Annotated in this window: 21 protein-coding genes; 12 read left to right on the top strand and 9 right to left on the bottom strand. The window is 40.3% G+C overall.

Going from position 1 to position 22136, the window contains the following annotated elements; genetic code table 11:
- Positions 1 to 176: 176 nt before the first annotated feature.
- From R5R67_RS14845 to R5R67_RS14830, 4 genes are all read left to right on the top strand, one after another.
- Positions 177 to 746 (top strand): TetR/AcrR family transcriptional regulator, encoded by a 570-nt coding sequence (locus R5R67_RS14845; RefSeq protein ID WP_000113714.1) that lies wholly within the window; start codon positions 177 to 179, stop codon positions 744 to 746.
- A gap of 138 nt (positions 747 to 884) precedes the next feature.
- Entirely contained in the window at positions 885 to 1904 is a 1020-nt protein-coding gene (locus R5R67_RS14840; protein WP_000155961.1) for an MBL fold metallo-hydrolase, read from the top strand.
- Between the two features lie 198 nt (positions 1905 to 2102).
- Entirely contained in the window at positions 2103 to 2651 is a 549-nt protein-coding gene (locus R5R67_RS14835) for an RrF2 family transcriptional regulator (RefSeq protein ID WP_000323489.1), read from the top strand.
- Positions 2652 to 2809: 158 nt separating this feature from the next.
- A complete protein-coding gene (locus R5R67_RS14830; RefSeq protein WP_000044152.1) occupies positions 2810 to 4015 on the top strand; it encodes an NAD(P)/FAD-dependent oxidoreductase in 1206 nt (401 codons plus the stop codon).
- A 91-nt stretch (positions 4016 to 4106) separates the two neighbouring features.
- Here the strand turns inward: R5R67_RS14830 and R5R67_RS14825 are convergent, their stop codons facing one another.
- Complete coding sequence (locus R5R67_RS14825) at positions 4107 to 4799, bottom strand: type 1 glutamine amidotransferase domain-containing protein (RefSeq protein WP_000044207.1); 693 nt, start codon at positions 4797 to 4799, stop codon at positions 4107 to 4109.
- A gap of 155 nt (positions 4800 to 4954) precedes the next feature.
- On the opposite strand from R5R67_RS14825, the gene R5R67_RS14820 reads away from it, so the two are divergent.
- The gene (locus R5R67_RS14820; RefSeq protein ID WP_001026794.1) at positions 4955 to 5371 is read left to right on the top strand and encodes a MerR family transcriptional regulator; all 417 of its coding nucleotides are present in this window, start codon (positions 4955 to 4957) and stop codon (positions 5369 to 5371) included.
- A 75-nt stretch (positions 5372 to 5446) separates the two neighbouring features.
- On the top strand, positions 5447 to 6253 hold the full coding sequence (locus tag R5R67_RS14815) for a type 1 glutamine amidotransferase domain-containing protein (protein ID WP_000477558.1): 807 nt from the start codon (positions 5447 to 5449) through the stop codon (positions 6251 to 6253).
- Between the two features lie 61 nt (positions 6254 to 6314).
- Here the strand turns inward: R5R67_RS14815 and R5R67_RS14810 are convergent, their stop codons facing one another.
- The 3 genes from R5R67_RS14810 to R5R67_RS14800 all read right to left on the bottom strand — a co-directional run bounded on the left by R5R67_RS14810 (position 6315) and on the right by R5R67_RS14800 (position 9625).
- Entirely contained in the window at positions 6315 to 7382 is a 1068-nt protein-coding gene (locus R5R67_RS14810) for a saccharopine dehydrogenase family protein (protein WP_000013067.1), read from the bottom strand.
- A 15-nt stretch (positions 7383 to 7397) separates the two neighbouring features.
- Positions 7398 to 8636, bottom strand: a complete 1239-nt coding sequence (locus tag R5R67_RS14805) for an NADH:flavin oxidoreductase/NADH oxidase family protein (RefSeq protein ID WP_000862290.1) — start codon at positions 8634 to 8636, stop codon at positions 7398 to 7400.
- A 158-nt stretch (positions 8637 to 8794) separates the two neighbouring features.
- Positions 8795 to 9625: an alpha/beta fold hydrolase gene (locus R5R67_RS14800; protein WP_000542610.1), complete on the bottom strand. Its 831-nt coding sequence runs from the start codon at positions 9623 to 9625 to the stop codon at positions 8795 to 8797.
- A gap of 329 nt (positions 9626 to 9954) precedes the next feature.
- On the opposite strand from R5R67_RS14800, the gene R5R67_RS14795 reads away from it, so the two are divergent.
- On the top strand, positions 9955 to 10851 hold the full coding sequence (locus R5R67_RS14795) for a hypothetical protein (protein ID WP_001022499.1): 897 nt from the start codon (positions 9955 to 9957) through the stop codon (positions 10849 to 10851).
- 52 nt (positions 10852 to 10903) lie between these two features.
- Here R5R67_RS14795 and R5R67_RS14790 read toward each other — a convergent pair whose 3' ends face one another.
- From R5R67_RS14790 to abaQ, 3 genes are read right to left on the bottom strand one after another with little or no spacing between them, the layout of a single operon-like run.
- A complete protein-coding gene (locus tag R5R67_RS14790; protein WP_002062148.1) occupies positions 10904 to 12478 on the bottom strand; it encodes an aldehyde dehydrogenase (NADP(+)) in 1575 nt (524 codons plus the stop codon).
- An 11-nt stretch (positions 12479 to 12489) separates the two neighbouring features.
- A complete protein-coding gene (araD1, locus tag R5R67_RS14785; protein ID WP_001165787.1) occupies positions 12490 to 13488 on the bottom strand; it encodes an AraD1 family protein in 999 nt (332 codons plus the stop codon).
- A gap of 10 nt (positions 13489 to 13498) precedes the next feature.
- Positions 13499 to 14803 carry a multidrug efflux MFS transporter AbaQ gene (gene abaQ / locus R5R67_RS14780; RefSeq protein ID WP_025466926.1) on the bottom strand — a complete coding sequence of 435 codons (1305 nt, stop codon included), beginning with the start codon at positions 14801 to 14803 and terminating at the stop codon, positions 13499 to 13501.
- A gap of 169 nt (positions 14804 to 14972) precedes the next feature.
- On the opposite strand from abaQ, the gene R5R67_RS14775 reads away from it, so the two are divergent.
- Both R5R67_RS14775 and R5R67_RS14770 read left to right on the top strand, forming a co-directional pair.
- Positions 14973 to 16706 carry an IlvD/Edd family dehydratase gene (locus R5R67_RS14775; protein WP_001060809.1) on the top strand — a complete coding sequence of 578 codons (1734 nt, stop codon included), beginning with the start codon at positions 14973 to 14975 and terminating at the stop codon, positions 16704 to 16706.
- An 83-nt stretch (positions 16707 to 16789) separates the two neighbouring features.
- Positions 16790 to 17506, top strand: coding sequence for a FadR/GntR family transcriptional regulator (locus R5R67_RS14770; protein ID WP_000029961.1), 717 nt, complete (start codon positions 16790 to 16792; stop codon positions 17504 to 17506).
- Positions 17507 to 17573: 67 nt separating this feature from the next.
- Here R5R67_RS14770 and R5R67_RS14765 read toward each other — a convergent pair whose 3' ends face one another.
- A complete protein-coding gene (locus R5R67_RS14765; RefSeq protein ID WP_001226549.1) occupies positions 17574 to 18368 on the bottom strand; it encodes a TorF family putative porin in 795 nt (264 codons plus the stop codon).
- An 81-nt stretch (positions 18369 to 18449) separates the two neighbouring features.
- Entirely contained in the window at positions 18450 to 19364 is a 915-nt protein-coding gene (locus R5R67_RS14760) for a LysR family transcriptional regulator (protein ID WP_000423293.1), read from the bottom strand.
- A gap of 100 nt (positions 19365 to 19464) precedes the next feature.
- Here R5R67_RS14760 and R5R67_RS14755 point away from each other — a divergent pair, with 100 nt between their 5' ends.
- The 3 genes from R5R67_RS14755 (at position 19465) to catA (ending at position 21966) form a co-directional block, all read left to right on the top strand.
- Positions 19465 to 20571: a muconate/chloromuconate family cycloisomerase gene (locus R5R67_RS14755; protein WP_004747037.1), complete on the top strand. Its 1107-nt coding sequence runs from the start codon at positions 19465 to 19467 to the stop codon at positions 20569 to 20571.
- Between the two features lie 23 nt (positions 20572 to 20594).
- Positions 20595 to 20885, top strand: a complete 291-nt coding sequence (catC, locus tag R5R67_RS14750; RefSeq protein WP_000897235.1) for a muconolactone Delta-isomerase — start codon at positions 20595 to 20597, stop codon at positions 20883 to 20885.
- Between the two features lie 160 nt (positions 20886 to 21045).
- The gene (gene catA, locus R5R67_RS14745) at positions 21046 to 21966 is read left to right on the top strand and encodes a catechol 1,2-dioxygenase (protein WP_001081618.1); all 921 of its coding nucleotides are present in this window, start codon (positions 21046 to 21048) and stop codon (positions 21964 to 21966) included.
- The last annotated feature ends 170 nt before the right edge of the window (positions 21967 to 22136 follow it).

Below are 22136 nucleotides of genomic sequence, written 5' to 3'. Positions count from 1 at the left end.
TAAATTATTAAATTTTTAATCTTTTGTACCTCCTTTTAAGGAGGTACTTTTATTTAAAATAAAGAAAGACCGTCAATTTTTTTATTGAAACCCCTTCGTTAAGAGCTTTTTATTTAGCTTGCATTATTTCCATTTTTATTTATGATTGAGTAATCACTCAATTATTTTATTTGTATATGGCTCGTCCTCGTAGTGAAGATAAACGTAATGCAATTTTAAGCGCTGCTATCGAAACATTGGCAGAGCTTGGCGAGCGTGCGTCTACCTCAAAAATTGCCAAAGTTGCTGGCGTAGCAGAAGGTACTTTATTTACCTATTTTAGTAATAAAGAAGAACTGCTTAACCAATTATATCTTTCACTAAAGGCTGAGTTACGTCAGGTGATGATGCTTAGTTACCCCACTAACGCTGACCTGCAAACACAAATGTCGCACATTTGGCAAAGCTATTTGGACTGGAGTTTAGAAGCTCCCCTTAAACGTAAAGTGATGGCGCAGCTTTCAACATCGGAACAAATTACTGAGCAAAGTAAACAAATTGGTATGCAAACCTTTTGTGATTTTACTCAAAACATTCAAGAACGTATTAACGATGGCAAATTAAGAGATTACCCGCCGTTATTTATTGCTTCAATTTTAGGTGCGCTTGCCGAAGTTACACTTAATTTTATTGCCCAAGACCCTTCTCAAGCCGAGCGTTACCGCAAATCTGGTTTTGAAGCCTTTTGGCATGCAGTTTCAATATAGATTAAAGTAAGGATGCACGGCGTCCTTATTTTTGAATGGATTAATGAGTGAGTAAATACTCATTTAAATAAATCAAAATAAGCACTTAACCCAAGTTCTTATTTGCACATTAGGTTTGTTCCAATAAGGAAAAATAAGATGACTATTTCAAATACAACAGACTTATCTTCTCCCCTAATGCCATCTCAACAACACAATGGCAAATTTAGAAATACACGTCCAAACCAACACAAGCCTTCTTTTGGCAAAACGCTTCAACTCATGTGGAAGTTTCTATTTAACAAACCCAAAGATACCGTTCCAGACAGAGAAATTCCTGTTTTAAGTTTGTCAAAAGAACAATTATTAAGTGCGCCTGACCGCTCTCTATTTCGTTTGGGCCACTCAACCATTTTGTTAAAACTGCAAAATGAGTTTTGGTTAACCGACCCTGTTTTTTCGGAGCGTGCCTCACCTTTTCAATGGATTGGTCCAAAACGTTTTCACCAACCACCGATTAGCATTGCAAACTTACCACCCATTAAAGGCGTGATTTTGTCGCATAACCACTACGACCATTTGGACTATCACGCGGTTATGCAGCTTAACGATAAAGTTGAGCATTTCTTAACACCACTTGGTGTAGGCGACACCATTATTAAATGGGGAATTCCAACAGAAAAGGTTCAGCAGCTCGACTGGTGGGACACCACCCATGTAGATGGACTCGAACTGGTGGCTACCCCTGCCCATCATTTTTCAGGCCGTGGAATGGGTGATAGCAATGCGACGCTTTGGGCGTCGTGGGTGATTATTGATAATGACTTACGTGTATTTTTTAGCGGTGACACGGGATATTTTGACGGTTTTAAAGAGATTGGACATCGTTACGGTCCTTTCGATCTGACCATGTTAGAAACTGGTGCTTACGACCCCGAATGGCCCGATGTTCATATGCAACCAGAGCAAACTTTACAAGCTTATATCGATTTAAAAGGACGTCATTTGTTGCCTGTGCACAATGGTACTTTCGACTTGGCACTTCATGCTTGGGACGACCCTTTTGAACGTATTGTCGCTTTGGCTCAACAAAATAATTTAGCGATTAGCACACCGCAAATGGGTGAATTATTGAACTTAGAGGAACCAAATATTGAAAATTATTGGTGGCGTTCGTAAGTTTTCCGATAATTTTTTAAATTATTTATCCTATTAAATTTCAATTTAAAGGTATTTAAATTCAGTTAAATACCCTATACATCTAGCCTCAATACTACTTCCAAATAAAACTAGGACAAACTTTATCTTAGTTTTATTGTTGACTTAAAACGCAGACTACATTAGTCTGTGTTTATAGTTGATCAATTATGAAATTAAATGGCTTATATCACTAGTAGCGTCGAGTATGCGATTCACTGTCTTCTTTTTCTTGTGAACAATGAAGACAAACCTTTGAGTAGTAAGGATCTTGCTGAATTACAAGGAGTCTCTCCGAGTTTTATGGCCAAGATTTTTCCCAAACTTGAAAAGGCAGGTCTGGTTGTTGCTCAAGAAGGTGTTCGCGGCGGCTATTTACTGGCTCGATCTGCCCACGAAATCAGTTTTTTAGATATCGTGAATGCAATCGAAGGTGAAAAACCGCTTTTTGAGTGCCAAGAAGTGCGTGGTAAATGTGCAGTCTTTAACAATGTCCCGCCAGATTGGGCAACCAGTGGTGTGTGTGCAGTACATGCTGTCATGCTACAGGCCGAAAAAGCTATGCGAGACGCTTTAGGTGCTCATACACTTGGCGATATTGCAGACCGTTTTGGCCGTTATGCCCCCGACGTATTTTTTAGTGATGTAAATGGTTGGATCAATGAACGCATTGAAGGAAGAACAGCAAAAATGCGGAAAAGTAAAATATCGCGGGATACTCCCGACTAATGAGCTAATAAGCCTCAAATACTAAAGTAAAACATCCCTAATCCGTTTTAAACGCCTTCTCAGATTTTTTCGGACAATCAGAGAATGGATTCGCTCACCCTAAATTTTGTGATGAGCTGGAACGTGTTGTCCGAAAAATCTATCAAAAGGATAATCCAATGAGTAAGCGTATTATTATTGCTGGTTCTGGCTTTGCAGGTTTATGGGCTGCACTCGCGGCACAAAGAGCAATTCACTTAGCATCGCAAGAACAAAACGTTGAAGTAATGATGGTTTCCCCTAGCCCAAATGTCGGGATTCGTCCTCGTCTTTATGAAGCCGTGCTTGAAAACATGAACCCTGATATTTCAGAGTTATTAAGCGTGGTTGGGGTTAAATTTCTGGCAGGTTGGGTAAATAAAATTAATGGCGATCAACAAACAATTGAGGTTTCAACCACCGATGGCAGCAAACAAACTTTAAGCTATGACCGTTTTATTCTGGCAACCGGAAGTACGACTTTTATGCCCCCTATACCGGGTCTAAAAGAATATGGATTTAGCGTAAATACATTAGAAGATGCTGAAAAACTGGACCAACATCTTAAAAATTTAGCCAACAAACCTGCAAATACAGCCCGTAATACTGTAGTCGTTGCTGGTGGTGGTCTTACTGGGTTAGAAACTGTGACCGAAATGCCTGAACGTTTGCGTAGCATTTTAGGTGAAACTGATGTCCGTGTGGTTTTGGTTGATTCCTCAACAGACATTGGTGCAGCAATGGGCGACCAAGCTGCTACTGTTATTCGAGAGGCCCTTAACGAACTCGGTGTTGAAGGAAAAGCTGGGCTAAGAGTTACTGCGCTAGATGCCACTGGCGTAACGCTTTCTAACGGCGAAAAAATTGAAACAGAAACCGTGATCTGGACTGCCGGCATGCGGGCTAACCCCCTCACTTCTCAAATTGCTGGTGAAAAAGATAATTTAGGCCGTTTGATTGGGGATGCTTATTTACATGCACCTGAAGCAAAAAACATTTTTGTGACTGGCGATACTGTAAAAGTTCCAACCGATGATTTAGGCAATTTTAATGTGATGTCGTGTCAGCATGCTATGAGCTTAGGCCGTGTGGCGGGTTACAACGCTGCGGCAGAATTGGTTGATTTACCACTTCATCCATACAGCCAACCAAAGTATGTCACTTGTGTTGACTTAGGTTCTTGGGGCGCACTTTATACTGAAGGTTGGGATCGACAAGTTCAATTTGTGCGTGAAGAAGCGAAAAAAATTAAACAGGAAATTAATACTGTTTGGATTTATCCACCAGTTGCAGACCGTGAAGCAGTTTTTGCAATAGCAAACCCTGATTTTGTGATTGTTCCTTAAGCTTAATTTTTTACACCAATCCATTTATTTAAAACCCTAAAAGCAAGCCCATCGCTGTTTTGCTTTTAGGGTTTATATTTGAATCATTAAATTATGACTTTTCTAGCTCTTCTATTATCGCTAAAGCTGTCTTTTTAGCTGAAAACGGGTTTTGCCCCGTAATTAACTTACCGTCTTGAACGACATACGGTGCAAAAGGAATAAAAGCCTTTTCATAACGAGCACCATATTCTTTCGCTAACTCTTCGGCATTATATGGCACTTTTTTTGCCACCCCTGCCAAAACTTCTTCACTCCATGCAAAGCCTGTTAACTTTTTGCCTTTTATAAGTCGTTCGTCATTGGAAAGTCTGACATTGAGCAAGCCACAGTAGCCATGACAAACACTCGAAACAATACCGCCTTTTTCATAAATATTTTTGGTGATTTCTTGCAGTTCAGGGTTATCTAAAAAATCCCACATAACACCGTGACCACCCGTATAGTAGATCACATCATAATCTTGCCAATTAATATCGGAAGGCTTAAAAGTATTTGCCAGCAGCGTAATAAAAGCTTGATCTTTTTCTCGGTCTTTAACTGATTTATCTGCCACTAAAGGCACAAGCGATTTTGGTTCAATTGGAGTTTTTCCACCATTTGGGCTGACAATATCTTGCACATAACCTTGCTTTTCAAACTCATCATAAGCATGAGTGAGTTCGCCTAACCACAGCCCTGTTGGTTCATCGAAATTCTTATAGCGTGAAACATTGGTCACGACATGTAATATGCGTTTAGACATTTTCTCACCTCATTCTTCATATTTATAATTCTATCTTTTATCTATCACAACATAGAAAGCTGTTACTGAAAGTGTGCGCTTAGTAAAGTTATGAACCTTGCTTTTACATTACTATAAGTCTAAAGTTAACTTTAATGTCAATAGAGTATGTGGCTATGAATATTAGCGAGTTATCAAAACTAAGTGGTTTAAGTACCCCTACAATTCGTTATTATGAGCAAATCAAACTCTTGCCTAAAGCGAAAAGAAAATCGAATGGCTACCGTGAATATACCGATAACGATTTGAAACAACTTTCTTTAATTCAGCAAGCTCAGCAAGTCGGGTTTTCTTTAGCAGAAATTAAATCATTTTTACCGTCAAAGGTAACTACTTGGAACCATGACGCACTCATCCAAACACTTGAATCTAAAATTCAGGAAATAGAGCTTTTAGAACAGAAGCTAAAAGTCAGTAAGCAAAACTTACGTACTATGATTGAAGCAATTAATAACAAACCCGATGAAATTACCTGTGAAGAAAATGCCGAACGCCTTATGAACCTCTATTACGATAAATCAAAAACGCCGTAAACCTATAGAATTCTATTGACCTTAAAGTACACTTTAAACATACGATTGATTACAGGTGATAAATGAGGACCTGTGATGTTTAAAGTGTGGAATTTTCAACGTTGGTTAAGCATTATTTTTGCCATTCTTTTATCTACAAATGTGGTTTATGCCGCAGGTTCAGATAAAGCTCAAAGCCTTGCAAAAACGAATGGAAAAATTTTAGTCGTCATGACTAATCACTCGGCTTACCCTTCCCGTTTGGATAAAACAGGACTTTGGTTGACTGAACTCACCCATTTTTATGATGTTGCATCAGCTGCTGGCTATGAAATGGATTTTGTAAGTCCTTTAGGCGGTCAAGTGCCGTTAGATGAGCGTAGTTTAAAGTCTATTTACTTAGACAAATCCGCTCGTCAGCATTTAGCTGACCCAGCATTTATGCAGAAGTTGAAAACGACATTGGCTCCGAACACGATTAATCCTACCCAGTACAAAGCCATTTACTATACGGGTGGACACGGTACCATGTGGGATTTCCCAAACAATAAAGCTTTGCAAAACATTAGCGAACAGATCTATCGCCAAGGTGGGATTGTTTCAGCGGTCTGTCACGGCGTAGGTGGTTTATTACCTCTACAGAATGAAAATGGTAAACCACTAATTGCGGGTAGAACTGTTACTGGTTTTGCAAATATTGAAGAAACTTTATCTGGTATTAAGTCTCAAGTTCCATTTTCTTTACAAAACGGACTCATTGAACGTGGAGCAAACTACAAACAAGCATTTATTCCATTTACCTCGTATGTGGTTTCAGACGACAGAATTATTACTGGACAAAACCCACAGTCGAGTAAAGAAATTGCTGAAGCAGTCCTTAAGCGTTTAAGTACCATTCAATAAATTGATAACATATTCATATTAAAAAGCCAATTACAGATTAACTCTCTAATTGGCTTTTCTTTTAAGTAATAATCAGTGGATCTGAACCCGGCAGCTCAGTCACTAGTTTATAACCCATCAGTTTTGCAGGCGTATATGTACCGCCTTTAACGGTATTGTTGAGTAAATAATTCACCACAGTCAGTGACCCATTTACGGTAAGGCTATAAGCGTTTTCAGTTTGGATACGGGCGGTTTTTATTTCACCACGTGAATTTCTTGCTTCACCCCAAACATAGGTGGGTACTTTCGCGCGGAGTTCCTCATTTGGTCCAACAACCGTTTTTTCAATACGCGATTTAATAAACTTTTGCACGGCATTGAGTTTTAATACAGGGCGGAAGCAGTTCATCATTTTCGCACCAAAAATCATTTTGGGAGGCGCAGGAACAAATACTTCAATGTTTGGAATACCCGTTGTATAAAACGCTGTAGATACATCTCCCCACGGAACGCTCATAGCACTTTTTTTACCATCACCGAAATCGATAGTACGGACATAATGTGCTAATGGAACAGTGGTAATTTTTCCGTCTTTACGAATTTTGCCGCCTTCGGCCATACCTTCTGTACTTGTTTTTGCAGTACCTGGTGAAAGCCCTGTTTTTGAATCAAAACCAAGCGCCAAATGGGTCGCATCTGGCAGAGCTTCTTTGAGCGCAGCGGCAACGCAATCTGTCGGAATCACATCAAAACCAACACCTGGACAAAGCACAACATCGGCTTTTTCGGCTTGGCTGTTAAGTGACTGTGCCAACTCAAATACTGAGATTTCGCCCGTAATATCTAGATAGTGAGCACCTGCCTTTATACAAGCTTCCATCATGGGTTTCGATGTCGCGGAAAATGGCCCTGCACAGTGCATGATCAGTTTAAAGCCTTTGAGATGTTCACTTACCGCATCCACGTTATCGAGCCCAAAAGCCTTATAACCAAGCCCCAACTCTTGAGCAAGTGCTTCAACCTTAGCTTTGTTACGACCAGCCAAAGTTGGTTTTAGACCTTGGCGTACAGCTTCACGAGCGATTAACTCGCCCGTGTAGCCATTTGCTCCATAAATTATCCAGTTTGAATCGTTAGGATTTGCCATAACATAACTCACTTATTAAGAAGCAAATGAATAGTCATGCATGCCTTTTTTGTATTGGCGGGTACGGCATGACATAGCTGATTGTTGCAAAATTAAAGCCCAAGCTGGTGAAACATTTGGTTTTGTTTTTTTACCTGCGCTTAAATTACGTAACTGGAATTTGACCACAGCCATATTGGCAAGTGAAGCCAATGTTTTATTTTCCCATGTAATTGGTTTGAGTTCAGGTGAAATATTTTGGCCTTGTTTCCAAGCATTTGGCAAATTAGGTTCAATGGCTAAAGCTGTGGCAATACCGACCATATCTACACCACTTTCAATTACTTTTTCTGCCACTTGTTTACGGCGTATCCCACCTGTCACCATGACAGGCATTTTGGCAACTTTACGAATCTCTTGCGCAAATTCTAAAAAGTAAGCTTCACGAGCAAGTGTACGGCCATCACGTGCTTGACCTTGCATTGCAGGTGCTTCATAGCTACCGCCTGAAAGTTCAACCAAATCGACTACATGCTCATTTAGCATTTTAACCACTTGTTGAGCATCTTCAGCGCTAAACCCACCACGTTGGAAATCGGCTGAATTTAGTTTCACTGCAACAGTAAACTGAGGCGAAACTACTTTACGAACAGCTTTAACAATCTCAATTAAAATGCGAGCGCGGTTTTCTAAAGAACCACCCCATTGATCTTGGCGTTTATTACTCAGTGGAGAAAGAAACTGGCTTAATAAATAACCATGCGCTGCATGAATTTCTACACCTGTAAATCCTGCTTTTTCACCTAAACGCGCCGTGTTTGCAAAACGCTGAATCACCTCTGCAATCATAGATTCAGTCATTTCAATTGGCGTGTTGAAGCGATTTGACATTTTGCCAAGATCAAGTGAAATAGCTGATGGTGCCCACGTCTGCTGACCAAGATTGGCTTGCATTTGGCGACCCGGATGGTTAATTTGAAGCCACATCTGAGCGCCTTTTGAGCGCCCAATTTGTGCCCATTTTTTAAAAGTATCTAGATGCTTTTCATCTTCAAGCACTACGCCGCCCGGTCCAGTCATCGCTCGGCGGTCTACCATTACATTTCCGGTAATGATTAGACCTACGCCACCATTTGCCCAAGCCTGATATAAACGCATTAATTCTTCTGATGGTGCATGGTTTAAATCAGCCATGTTTTCTTCCATTGCTGCTTTAGCAATACGGTTAGGAACATATGAGCCATTTGGGAATACTAATTTTTCGAACACTTTCATTGGTATGACCTCATTCAGTATGACTTTACTTTAAGATTAAAGCTAACTTTAATGTCAATACCTTTTATTATTCCTATATTTATTACTTTCAATTTCAGTAATTTATAAATAAAAAAGAGGCACTTAACGCCTCTTTTTTAAAGTTTGAATGTTTTTAATTATTCACGAATAAAGGCCAATAAATCAGCATTAATCACTTCATGGTTTACGGTTAACATACCGTGAGAAAAACCTGGGTAGATTTTGAGTTGGCTATTTTGAAGTAACTCAGCAGATTTTACGCCAGAAGTTTTATACGGCACGATCTGGTCGTCGTCACCATGCAACACCAAAACAGGAACCGTGATTTTCTTTAAATCTTCGGTGAAGTCAGTTTGTGAGAATGCCACAATACCATCGTAATGTGCTTTTGCACTACCCGTCATACCCTGACGCCACCAGTTCGAAATGATACCTTCAGATGGTTTCGCATCTGGTCGGTTAAAACCATAGAACGGGCCAGATGGAAGATCACGGAAAAATTGCGCACGGTTTGTGAGTACTTGATTTTGAAGGTCATCAAAAACTTCTTTTGGTAAACCTTCGGGATTATTTTCAGTTTTAACCATTAGTGGAGGAACTGCACTCACAAGGACTGCTTTGTTAACATTTTCCTGACCATGACGTGCAATATAGCGGACTACCTCGCCACCACCAGTTGAGTGTCCAATATGAATTGCATTTTTAATATCGAGATGTTTAACCACTTCTGCAACGTCATCTGCATAGTGGTCCATATCATGACCATCCCACACTTGACTTGAGCGCCCGTGCCCACGTCTGTCATGAGCAACTACGCGGAAACCTTCTTTAAGGAAAAAAAGCAATTGTGTGTCCCAATCATCTGAACTTAAAGGCCAACCGTGATGAAAAAATAAAACTTGGGCATCGCGTGGCCCCCAGTCTTTATAGAAAATGTCTACGCCATCTTTTGTGGTTACATATCCCATCTTTGTACTCCTGCTGAAAATCTGCTTCTAGATTCGTTATAAAGGTATGAATATTTATCGTAAGATTAAAGTTAGCTTTAAGGTCAATAGCCTCAATCTTATTGTTAAAATAAAATTTATATGAAGACTCTACTGTACTCTGTATCTTTTTAATCTTTAATTGTTTTTTATTTTATTTCTTTTAAATGTCAAAGACTTTACAGCTAGAAATTAAAGTCTTGACTTTAAAGTGAACTTTAACCTTATAGTGCCGACATTGGCTATAAATTAACACGTCTTGATAAAGACAACGGTAGCTACGCGGTCAATTAATGTAAAGGTGAACTCCAATGAATATAAAACAACAATTTACTGAGGTTGAATTTGGACAACAAAAAATCAAAGTACCCAAAGGTGGTTATTATGACCGTTTTAGAATGAATCCCGATTTAGATGAAGTCGCTCAAGACCCTGCTGCTGGCAATATCGACTTTTTCCGTCATATTCCTAAAAAATTAGTTGAATCAAGAGTTGGACCTGTTTGGGCACCGAACTTTTATTATCGTAGTGCAAATGTTCAGCTATTAATGCTTGCTCCCATTAAACAGATTAAGGCAAAACTTCCTGATGCTTTAACGCCCTTACAACCATTTCCTGGTTATGGGTTAGTCGCCGTCACTTTTTTCTCTTATTCGGTTTGTGACAATGACCCGTATAACGAGGTGTCGATTGCGATTGTTGTACGCAAACCCAAGGCTCGTGGGCCTCACATCGCAGAGTTAATGAAATCGATGCGTCAACGCCACTTTCATGCACATGTTTTAGCTTTGCCTGTAGATACAGAAATTGCTAGAGTCCGTGGTGTATATGGTTACCAGTTACCAAAATGGTTAACAAAAATTGATATCAGTATTAGTTCAAAAGAGGTTCAAGCCAAAATTTTCGATGTTAATGGAAAATTGGATTTAAGTTTAAAAACTGCTGTTCCTACTTTAAAACGTGTCGATTCTGAAACACATATTAATAAAGCAACCATGCTACATATAGTCGATGGAAAATGGCATCAAACAGATGTTCAATCAAACGTTCTTTCTTTTGCGCAAAAGCTTTTTCCAAAGAAAGTACAATTTGTGAAAAATGAAGGCCCTTTGACAAAGTTGCTAAATGAACTTGGCGCTTCAAAAATTCTCCGCTTAGATGTTATTCAAGATGCCCAAGCAGTCCTTAATTTGCCTACTCCGTTATAAATCTATTCTTCGAGATATAAAAAGAGACCAACTCGTGGTCTCTTTTTATTTTTTAGATCGCTTCTCTGGTCATCTCACCATTAACCAGTCTTAAAATCTGCAACGGGTTGCTGTCTTTTAAGGCTTCCGGCAATAAACTTTGCGGATAGTTCTGGTAACACACAGGGCGCAAGTAACGGTCAATGGCCAAGGTTCCAACTGAGGTGCCTCGTGCATCTGAAGTGGCTGGGTATGGTCCACCATGTACCATCGCATCACAGACCTCAACACCTGTTGGGTAGCCATTTATAAGTAATCGCCCAGCTTTCTCTTCTAACACCGGAACCACATCTACAAACTCGGTTAAGTCAGCTTCATCGGCAATTAAAGTCGCAGTTAGTTGCCCATTCATGCTTTGTAGTGCCTGAATGAGTTGGGCTTTATCTTCAACTTCAATGATGACTGTGGTTGGCCCAAAGATTTCTTCTTGTAAAAGCTGGTCACCTGCCAGTAAAAGCTCAACATCAGCTTTAAACAGTTGCGGCTGCGCCTGTTTGCCTTTTTGAGTATTGCCTGCCAAATGCTTAATACCTTGATGCTCAGTTAAATGCTCAAGACCAGCGGTATAACTTTTTAAGGTGCCGGCATTGAGCATAGTCTGCGCAGGCTTAGCCCCCATAATGTCGGTCAGCTTGCTAATGAGCTGACTAAATTCAGCTGATTTAATTCCCAAGATTAAACCCGGATTAGTACAGAACTGACCACAGCCTAAAACCACTGAGTCGGCTAAGTCCTGTGCAATTTTTTCCCCACGGTTTTTTAAGGCTTCTGGTAACATCAGCATCGGATTAATACTGCTCATTTCAGCAAACACCGGAATCGGTTGTGGACGGGCTGCGGCCATATCACATAAAGCTCGTCCACCACGTAATGAACCGGTAAAACCCACAGCCTGAATTAAAGGGTGCTTAACCAGTGGTTCACCCACGCCATTACCGTAGATCATGTTAAATACACCTTTAGGCATATTTGATTTTTCTACGGCACGCTCAATTGCCTGCGCTACAAAGTCTGCTGTCGCCATATGTCCACTATGGGCTTTCACCACTACAGAGCAACCTGCTGCCAGTGCCGAAGCAGTGTCACCCCCCGCAGTTGAGAATGCTAAAGGAAAGTTACTTGCCCCAAAGACCGCAACAGGGCCAACACCGATTTTAATCTGACGCAGGTCTGGGCGAGGTAAAGGCTGACGCTCTGGTAAAGCAGTATCAATACGGGCACCTAAAAAATCACCACGGCGCAACACCTTAGCGAACAGGCGCATTTGCCCACTGGTCCGGGCACGTTCACCTTGTAAGCGTGCAAGTGGCAAAGCGGTTTCCTGTGAGACAATTTCAAGAAAATCTGTACCTAAAGCATCGAGTTCATCTGCAATGTTTTCTAAAAAAACAGCACGCTGTTCAGGAGACGTATGGCGGTAAGTCTTAAACGCTTGACTGGCTGCTTCACAGGCCTGATTAATCTCTTGCTCGGTTGCATGGTGAAACTCATAAGGCAGAGCTTCACCAGTCGTAGCATGAATGCTTTTTAATAAGGTTGTACCTTGTGCGCTGCGTGAACCGCCAATAAAGTTGTGTCCAATGACCATTTTTATATTCCTTAGAGAGTAATAACTGAACCGACCGGTAATTCGGGTTGCATATGAGCAAGTTTGTTTTTGAGTGGATGGCCGAACTCTTTCATTTCAATTTCAAACTCATCGTTGACTTGCGCTTGAATACCGTCGGCAAAAGACAAAGTGGCTGTACCGAAGTAGTGAATATGAACATCCCCTGCTTTTAAAAATTGTTGATACTTAAAGTGGTGATATTCCAGATTTGCCAAGCTATGGCACATATTGTCCTCACCCGACAAAAACTCTTTTTCCCAAATAATTTGTCCATCACGGCGCAAGCGGCTGGTTCCGACTAAATGTTTTGGTAACTCGCCCGTCCGTAAAGCTGGACCAAAACTGCAAAAACGCAATTTTGAATGGGCCAGATATAAATAGTTACGGCGCTCCATCACGTGATCAGAATATTCATTGCCCAGCGCAAACCCGATTCGGTAAGGCTTTAAGTCTTCGCCAATAACATAGAGGCCTGCGATTTCAGGTTCTTCGCCGCCGTCTTCAGCAAATGGAGGTAAAGGCAGCTCTGCTCCCGGTCTTACCACAATTGAACCATCGCCTTTATAAAACCATTCTGGCTGTGCCCCGATCTGACCTTCTGCTGGACGCCCCTTTTGTAGACCCCATTGAAATATTCGCATGGTGTCAGTCACCGAGCTGTCATCGCTTAAATTTTGTTGATGCATTTTGTCGCGTGCAGATGCAGAACCTAAATGGGTTAAACCTGTACCGGAAATTAAGCAGTGCGTTGGATCTGGATGATCTAAAGGCGGCAATACCTTTAAGTCTGCTAATAAAGATGAATAATCATAAGTTTCTGATTCAAACCCTAATGTCTCAACTTGTTGCTCTAACGAAACTTTATTGCGGATTGCTAAAAGTGCTAAATCACGAACTGATTGAATATCTTTAACCGGATATACCATGTTGCCTTCTACTTTCGCGACGGCACGTTGATTTGCACGATTCTCAAATTGAATAATTTGCATGTTTTATTCCTTACAAAGGCTTTTGAATATTCACTGTTTGTGTTTTTTGACGTTCGAGCTTGGCATAGACGATGTAAGTCAAAATCAGACCAAAAAGCATGACGATAGATAAGAAATACAAACCAGCAGCCATATTTCCCGTGTATTCTTTTAACAGTCCGATCCCAAATGGACCGACATAGCCACCTAAATTTCCAACAGAGTTAATTAAGGCAATACCAGCTGCTGCACTTGCACCCGTTAAGAAACGACCCGGTAGTGTCCAAAACACGGCAGTCGATGAAAATAGACAGAACGCAACTACAGCCAAAGCTGCCAACTGCATAACTGGAGAATTTAGCCAACCACTTAAAAACATTGCACAAGCACCTAGTGCATACAGAAAACTTAAGTGTCCATAACGATCGTTTAGGCGGTCAGTACTACGCGGAATAATGAGAAGTCCAATAATTCCAAAAATATAGGGAATGCTAGATAAGAACCCAATTTGAATATCACTACCTCCGCCAAATTGCTTAATAATGGTAGGAAGCCAGAGATTTAAACCATAAATACTTAACGTTACCGGTAAATAGTAGAGTGCTAATAAAAGTACGCGTTTGTCTTTTAAAGCATGTAGTGGATTGGCATGTCGGGTTTGGTCATATTCGGCTTCATCTTTAACGAGTTCATTTTTAAGCCATTGTTTTTGTTCAATGCTTAACCATTTTACTTTATCAATGTTATCGGGCAGCCACAAAAATGTAGGTAAAGCCAATAAAACCGCGGGCAAGCCAACTGCAACAAACAACCATTGCCAGCCGTGCAAATTTGCAATGCCATCCATTCCAAGTAATAGACCCGCTAAAGGCCCTGCAATCATCATGGCAATCGGTTGTGAAAGCACAAACATTCCCATGATTTTTCCGCGATGCCGCACCGGATACCACTGTGTAATCAGGTATAAAACACCAGGGAAAAAACCTGCCTCTGCAACACCGAGTAAAAACCGTAAGAGATAAAAACTTTTAGGGCCCTGAATAAGCGCCATGGCCATGGTGATGAGGCCCCATGTTAATAAAATACGAGTAAACCATTTACGAGCACCAAATTTGTCTAAAAGCAAATTACTTGGAACTTCAAAAAGAAAATATCCAATAAAAAATAAGCCAGCTCCTAGACCATAGGCAGCATCACCAATTCCTACATCGGCACCCATATGCAAATGGGCAAATCCGATAGCGGCCCGATCAATGTATGCCACCAGATATAGTATGACTAATGCAGGTATCAGCTTAAACGTGACCGTCCGTATTACATCCTTTTCGAAATCCATGTTCGACTCCATTTCCTATTATTTACTTATAGAGCATCTTGCTCGTAAATTATCCTTTCAATTTAAAATATAGTAATACTATTTAAATTTCAAACCTTTTAAAAATAAAATTTATAGTGTATTTTTAATTCAATTAATTCCAATAGTAATACTATATAGGGAAATTTGTATGAATAACAAACAAGTTCTTCGTTCGGCTGCCTGGTTTGGTACAACGGATAAAAATGGCTTTATGTATCGTAGCTGGATGAAGAACCAAGGAATCCCAGATCATGAGTTTCAAGGCAAGCCCATCATTGGGATTTGTAATACGTGGTCTGAACTTACCCCATGTAATGCGCATTTTCGAAAAATTGCCGAACATGTAAAAAAAGGGATTTTAGAAGCGGGCGGCTACCCTGTTGAATTTCCAGTATTTTCAAATGGTGAGTCGAATTTACGTCCTACCGCCATGTTTACCCGTAACTTAGCCAGTATGGATGTCGAAGAAGCGATTCGTGGTAACCCTATTGACGGTGTGGTGTTACTGACAGGTTGTGACAAAACCACACCTGCATTATTAATGGGAGCTGCAAGTTGTGATATTCCAGCCATTGTAGTGACTGGTGGTCCAATGCTGAATGGTAAGCATAAAGGCAAAGACATTGGTGCAGGTACTATCGTTTGGCAAATGCATGAAGAACTCAAAGCAGGCAAAATTGATTTAAATGAATTTTTATCTGCCGAGTCTGGTATGTCTCGTTCGGCTGGTACATGTAACACCATGGGCACAGCCTCTACAATGGCGTGTATGGCTGAAGCCCTAGGTACTTCCTTACCCCACAATGCGGCCATTCCAGCGGTAGATTCTCGCCGTTATGTGTTGGCTCATCTTTCTGGTATGCGTATTGTTGATATGGTCCATGAAGATTTACGCCTTTCTAAAATCTTAACCAAAGAAGCCTTTGAAAATGCCATTAAGGTCAATGCAGCTATTGGTGGTTCAACCAATGCCGTAATTCACTTAAAAGCAATTGCCGGACGCATTGGGGTTGATTTACAACTTGATGACTGGAACCGTGTTGGCCGCGGCATGCCAACCATTGTCGACTTACAGCCTTCGGGTCGTTTTTTAATGGAAGAGTTCTATTATAGCGGCGGCTTGCCAGCCGTAATTCGTCGTATGGGTGAAGCCAATCTCTTACCACATCCTCAAGCTTTAACCGTAAACGGTCAAACCATTTGGGAAAATTGCCAGCAATCACCTATTTATAACGATGAAGTGATACGGAAAATAGATAACCCAATTCGACTAGATGGCGGCATGTGTATTTTACGCGGAAATTTAGCGCCTAAAGGTGCGGTGCTTAAACCGTCTGCTGCTACACCGGAGTTGATGAAACACCGTGGCCGTGCAGTCGTATTTGAAAACTTCGATGATTATAAAGCCCGTATTAATGACCCAGATCTAGATGTCGATGAAACTTGTATTCTTGTGATGAAAAATGCCGGCCCTAAAGGCTATCCGGGCATGGCCGAGGTTGGAAATATGGGACTACCGCCAAAGATTTTAGCCAAAGGCATTACCGACATGGTTCGTATTTCCGACGCACGGATGAGTGGAACAGCGTATGGCACGGTCGTTTTACATGTTGCCCCTGAAGCTATGGCGGGTGGGCCTTTGGCTGTAGTTCAAAATGGTGACTTCATTGAACTTGATGCCTATGCTGGAAAACTTCACCTAGAAGTGAGTGATGAAGAACTTAAGCAACGTCTTGAAAATTTAGCATCACCAGCTCCACCAAGTTTTATTGGCGGTTACCGCAAACTCTATGTAGAACATGTTTTACAAGCCGATGAGGGTTGTGATTTTGATTTCTTGATCGGTTGCCGTGGCTCGGAAGTTCCACGTCATTCCCATTAATATTTATTCTTGAAAAAGATGATCTTGTTAAAACACAAGGTCATCTATACCATAGGATATTCAACATATCGTAATAGTGAAATATGAGTAAAGCTGACTATAAAAATCCTATTCCAAGCAAAAGCCAACATGCATTAATTGTTCAACAATTGGGATTAAAAATCGTTTCTGGAGAAATCTCAGAAAATGAAAAACTCCCAAGTGAAGTTGATTTATGTGAGGAATATAAAGTCAGCCGCCCTGTCTTTCGCGAAGCAATACGCGTTTTAAATGCGAAAGGCTTAACTTATTCAAGGCCCAAAATCGGAACAGTAGTTCGACCTAAAGAAGAATGGCATTTACTCGACCCAGATGTACTGTTTTGGCTAATTCAAACGACGCCTGAGCACGAGTTTTTTAAAACACTTTCTACCGTACGACGCGTTTTAGAACCGGAGTTAGCCTATATTGCGGCAAGTACAGCAAATGAAGAGGATATTGAGCGCATTAAACAAGCCTATGAAGGCATGGAAAAAGCGACAACAGTTGAAGAATTTATAGAGCCAGATATCCAGTTTCACTTAGCAATTGCCAAAGCAACGCATAATGACTTATTGGCTTATATGTCAAAAATGCTGGTTTTACCTTTGCAGCAATCGATTCAAGTCACCAGTCTACGCCCAAATTTACAAGGTCATTCATTACCAAGACATAAAGCAATTTTGACAGCAATTGAAAATAAAGATCCGCTCTCTGCTCGTCATGCTTCATTGGTTCAGCTAGACGATACTAAAATGGCTTATGATTTAATTAAAAAATAATTTTCTCTATGTATTAGAAAAAGCCTGCTGACTCCAAATTAAAGTGATCAGGCTTTTTATGTATAAATTAGAATACTTTTTTAACTGAGACAGTAAATGTCGAATCAATCGGATTTGAAATTGGTGCATCTGGTTCACCATTACTATAATTTCTATAGTATCCGTCTTTGTCCCACGCTTTGGAATAAGCTAACCCTGTAGTCCAGCCATCACCTAAATCTTTAATCAGTTCGACTTTCATATCCTGAAAGTTAGCTTCCGAGAAATTTTTAATTTTTTCATAGCCATAGTGAGCACCAAAAGTCCAACTTTCATTGATCGGCTGTGTAAAGTTTAAATCTAAATAAGTTGTTCCTCGTGAACGTTTACCTTCTGTACCACCCATCGTATTTGAGTTATAACCTGCGTAATCTGGGGTATAGGTAATAAAATATTTGAGACTTAAAGGACCATAGCCAATTTGGGGCACAATTTCGCCATAGTTATAGCTTGTACTCCCCGTTTCAGGCGTACTTTTTGCACCTGGGTAATAATAATAAAAAACAGACATTCCAATTGAGAATTTATCGATGGTTTTTAAATAACCTGCATAAAAGTCCCATTCAACTGAAGCATCACGGAGATAGTTAGAACTTACATTGGATGCCCAAGTACCCACAAATAGCCCATTCGGATTTGCATAGTCGAAACCAATTTGTAGTGCAGGCTTACCCCAAGTTTGTTGAAAACCACGTGAAATATATTGACTTGCAAAAGTCACATTCGCACTATACGGAGAAATTTGTTCTTGTTCATTTAATTGTTCAGCATGTACAACACCTGTAGACATAATGAGAGAAGCTATACCTAAAATTTTTCTCATTTAATAATTCCTTTTACATATTACCTATAGGTTTAAAGTTTTAAAATAACATGATAATTCAAATTAAAGCGTATTAAAAATTTATAAATTCAAATTTCTGGATACTTCTTCTTCACTATAGATCTCTTCAATACAATCTAAGATTTTAGGAATATAGGAACTTTGGTCCATGTTGCGCATGGATAGAGAGATGGGACTATAGGCTTCTAAGTCTAAGATATTTAAATAAGTTAGATTCTTCATTCCAATGTCGCAGGCGCTTTCCGGAATAATACAAATACCCTCTCCGGATGCCACTAAGCCAAGTGCCATATGAATTTCTCGTACTTCAGTCAGCTTGGCCGGAACAAGACCTAATTTGGTAAATAAAGCTTGAATAGTGGTCGAAAAATTTGGTTTAGGTGTGGTTGGATAAGAAAAAATTGTCTCATTGATAATTTGAGATAAATAAATTCCTGACTCTTGGAAATCACTTAATGGGTGTTTTTTATGGATTGCGAGTTTTAATTTTTCTTTTCTGAGTAAAAGTCGCTTAATGGCTGGATCACTAATCGGCAATCGGCCAAAACCTAAATCAATTTTACCGAGTTTTAAAGCTTCCACCTGATCTCGTGTACCACATTCAATAAGCTCGACATGAATATCAGGATTTTTTTGTCTAAATAGATAAATGACCTGTGGTAATCGCCCATAAAGAAGCGAACTCACATAACCAACTTTAACAACGTTCTCGACCAGCTTCATTTTTTTAGCCATCGAAGCAGCTTGAGCGGTATGCGTCAAAATTTGTACCGCATGCTGGTAAAAAAACAGCCCTGCTTCCGTTACTTTTAATGGACGAGAGCCTTTTTCGAATAAATCGATCCCTAATTCTTCTTCTAGTTTTTTGATTTGGCGTGTTAAAGGTGGCTGAGCAATAAAAAGCTTTTCTGCAGCTTTCGTCAGACTCTGTTCTTCAACAACGGTAACAAAATAACGTAGATGTCTTAATTCCATTAATATACCTTTTTAGTATCTTAAAATACCGTTCTATATCTATTTTAGGCTATTACATTCTTCTATGGTATACAAACAAGTTCGTAATAGTTGAAACTTCATGTATAGAACCATAGAAACCATACTTGTGGATATTCCAACTATCCGTCCTCACCAGTTGTCTGTGACTACTATGCGTACCCAGACTTTGGTACTCGTTAAAATTACGACCACGGATGGTATTGTCGGTTGGGGTGAAGCCACCACCATTGGTGGGCTGAACTATGGTGAAGAAAGTCCTGAGAGTGTCAAAGCCAATATTGATACCTACTTTGCACCATTACTGACATCAGTTAAAGATTTAAATGTTGCACAAACACTAAAACTGATTCGTAAAAATATTAATGGTAACCGCTTTGCTAAGTGTGCCATTCAGACTGCCCTACTTGATATTCAGGCCAAACGTTTAGGTGTGCCATTAAGCGAAGTTTTAGGTGGCCGTCTGCGTAATAGTTTACCTGTGCTTTGGACGCTTGCGTCTGGTGATACGGAAAAAGATATTGCTGAAGCTCGCAAAATGATTGAGCTAAAGCGCCACAACACGTTCAAACTTAAAATTGGTGCGCGTCCTTTACAGCAAGATGTTGACCATGTGATTGCTATTAAAAAAGCATTAGGTGCTGATGTTAGTGTACGTGTAGATGTAAACCGTGCATGGTCAGAACTTGAGTGTATTCATGGTATTCAACAGCTACAAGATGGTGGAATCGATTTAATCGAACAGCCATGTGCCATTCAAAATACCGAAGCACTTGCTCGCCTCACCCATCGTTTTGATGTCGCAATCATGGCAGATGAAGCTTTAACTGGCCCTGACAGCGCGTACCGTATTGCAAAAAATCATGGTGCAGATGTATTTGCCGTAAAAATTGAACAATCTGGTGGTCTGATTGAAGCATGTGAAGTTGGCAAAATTGCTGGTTTGGCTGGTATCGATCTATATGGCGGCACTATGCTTGAAGGTCCTGTAGGAAGTATTGCATCGGCCCATGTATTTGCAACTTTTGAAACGTTAGCGTTCGGCACTGAATTATTTGGTCCGTTATTACTTACCGAAGAAATTTTAAAAGAGCCGCTACGTTACGAAAACTTTGAATTGCATTTGCCGACAGCTCCGGGCTTAGGCATTGAAATTGATGAAGATAAGATTGAGAAATTACGTCGTTAAGGCAACAGGATAAGGAGTTTCCCATGTTATTTCATGTACGTATGGATGTGCATATTCCACTTGATATGCCAGCCGACAAAGCAAATGAAATTAAGGCCGTTGAAAAGGCTTATTCGCAAGACTTACAACGCCAAGGTAAATGGCGTCATATCTGGCGAATTACAGGTCAGTACTCGAACATCAGTATTTTTGATGTAGAGAGCAATGAAGAATTGCACAACATTTTACAAGGTTTACCTCTCTATCCATATATGGACATTGAAGTGATGGCACTTAACCGTCATCCATCTTCTGTTCGTGATGATGATTCGTAAATAGAAAGAATTTTTTAAATGCGATCTCTGAAGTCCATTTAAAAACCAAGCAGATTATTCAGAAGGTAACAAGGAACGTGGCGGCACTTATTCGCTAGCAAAACCAAATGCCCGCAGCGCTGCCACCCAAAACCGTATTGCATACTTAAGGAGTTTTAGTATGAACCGTCAACAAATTGATGCGCTTGTAAAACAAATGAATGTCGACACTGCAAAAGGCGAAGTTGATGCACGTGTTCAACAAATTGTAGTGCGCCTTCTTGGGGATTTATTTCAAGCCATTGAAGATTTAGACATCCAACCTTCTGAAGTTTGGAAAGGTTTGGAATATTTTACCGATGCAGGTCAAGCAAATGAACTTGGTCTTTTGGCAGCAGGCTTAGGTCTTGAACATTACCTTGACTTACGTGCAGATGAAGCAGATGCCAAAGCTGGTATTACAGGCGGTACACCTCGTACTATCGAAGGTCCACTTTATGTTGCTGGCGCACCTGAATCAGTTGGCTTTGCACGTATGGATGACGGAACCGAGACTGGCAAAATCGATACCTTAATTATTGAAGGTACGGTAACCGACACTGATGGCAATATTATTGAAAATGCCAAAGTTGAAGTATGGCATGCCAACAGTTTAGGTAACTATTCATTCTTTGATAAATCACAATCTGACTTTAACTTACGCCGTACCATTTTCACTGATGCAGATGGTAAATATGTAGCGTTAACCACTATGCCAGTTGGTTATGGTTGCCCTCCTGAAGGTACAACACAGGCTCTTCTTAACAAGTTAGGCCGTCATGGTAACCGTCCATCTCATGTTCACTACTTTGTATCTGCACCGGGTTACCGCAAACTGACTACTCAATTCAACATTGAGGGTGATGAGTATTTATGGGATGACTTTGCCTTCGCTACTCGTGACGGTTTAGTGGCAACAGCAGTAGATGTAACAGACCCTGCTGAAATTCAACGCCGTGGTTTAGATCACGCTTTCAAACACATCACATTTAACATTGAACTGGTTAAAGAAGCCGCTGCTGCCCCTTCAACTGAAGTTGAACGCCGTCGCGCTAGTGCTTAATTGAAAGTGTACGTGAGTTAAAAGTTCGCTTTTGACTCACAAAATTTACTCCATTTATTACTACCATTAAGAATTTCAATAAATTTTTAGCGGTAGTAATACATCACGTTACCTCATGCTCTAAGGTTTCTCACATGATTGACAAAAGTAAGTCCTCACTAAGCGAGGTT

The organism is Acinetobacter sp. OYA S30, from assembly GCF_033599315.1.
GTDB classification, from domain to species: Bacteria; Pseudomonadota; Gammaproteobacteria; order Pseudomonadales; family Moraxellaceae; genus Acinetobacter; species Acinetobacter baumannii.
This window is presented reverse-complemented; position numbering and strand designations above follow the sequence as displayed.

Coding starts and splice junctions, on each gene's coding strand:
- R5R67_RS14845 (WP_000113714.1), top strand. CDS start 177: ATGGCTCGTCCTCGTAGTGAAGATAAACGTAATGCAATTTTAAGCGCT.
- R5R67_RS14840 (WP_000155961.1), top strand. CDS start 885: ATGACTATTTCAAATACAACAGACTTATCTTCTCCCCTAATGCCATCT.
- R5R67_RS14835 (WP_000323489.1), top strand. CDS start 2,103: ATGGCTTATATCACTAGTAGCGTCGAGTATGCGATTCACTGTCTTCTT.
- R5R67_RS14830 (WP_000044152.1), top strand. CDS start 2,810: ATGAGTAAGCGTATTATTATTGCTGGTTCTGGCTTTGCAGGTTTATGG.
- R5R67_RS14825 (WP_000044207.1), bottom strand. CDS start 4,799: ATGTCTAAACGCATATTACATGTCGTGACCAATGTTTCACGCTATAAG.
- R5R67_RS14820 (WP_001026794.1), top strand. CDS start 4,955: ATGAATATTAGCGAGTTATCAAAACTAAGTGGTTTAAGTACCCCTACA.
- R5R67_RS14815 (WP_000477558.1), top strand. CDS start 5,447: ATGTTTAAAGTGTGGAATTTTCAACGTTGGTTAAGCATTATTTTTGCC.
- R5R67_RS14810 (WP_000013067.1), bottom strand. CDS start 7,382: ATGGCAAATCCTAACGATTCAAACTGGATAATTTATGGAGCAAATGGC.
- R5R67_RS14805 (WP_000862290.1), bottom strand. CDS start 8,636: ATGAAAGTGTTCGAAAAATTAGTATTCCCAAATGGCTCATATGTTCCT.
- R5R67_RS14800 (WP_000542610.1), bottom strand. CDS start 9,625: ATGGGATATGTAACCACAAAAGATGGCGTAGACATTTTCTATAAAGAC.
- R5R67_RS14795 (WP_001022499.1), top strand. CDS start 9,955: ATGAATATAAAACAACAATTTACTGAGGTTGAATTTGGACAACAAAAA.
- R5R67_RS14790 (WP_002062148.1), bottom strand. CDS start 12,478: ATGGTCATTGGACACAACTTTATTGGCGGTTCACGCAGCGCACAAGGT.
- araD1 (WP_001165787.1), bottom strand. CDS start 13,488: ATGCAAATTATTCAATTTGAGAATCGTGCAAATCAACGTGCCGTCGCG.
- abaQ (WP_025466926.1), bottom strand. CDS start 14,803: ATGGATTTCGAAAAGGATGTAATACGGACGGTCACGTTTAAGCTGATA.
- R5R67_RS14775 (WP_001060809.1), top strand. CDS start 14,973: ATGAATAACAAACAAGTTCTTCGTTCGGCTGCCTGGTTTGGTACAACG.
- R5R67_RS14770 (WP_000029961.1), top strand. CDS start 16,790: ATGAGTAAAGCTGACTATAAAAATCCTATTCCAAGCAAAAGCCAACAT.
- R5R67_RS14765 (WP_001226549.1), bottom strand. CDS start 18,368: ATGAGAAAAATTTTAGGTATAGCTTCTCTCATTATGTCTACAGGTGTT.
- R5R67_RS14760 (WP_000423293.1), bottom strand. CDS start 19,364: ATGGAATTAAGACATCTACGTTATTTTGTTACCGTTGTTGAAGAACAG.
- R5R67_RS14755 (WP_004747037.1), top strand. CDS start 19,465: ATGTATAGAACCATAGAAACCATACTTGTGGATATTCCAACTATCCGT.
- catC (WP_000897235.1), top strand. CDS start 20,595: ATGTTATTTCATGTACGTATGGATGTGCATATTCCACTTGATATGCCA.
- catA (WP_001081618.1), top strand. CDS start 21,046: ATGAACCGTCAACAAATTGATGCGCTTGTAAAACAAATGAATGTCGAC.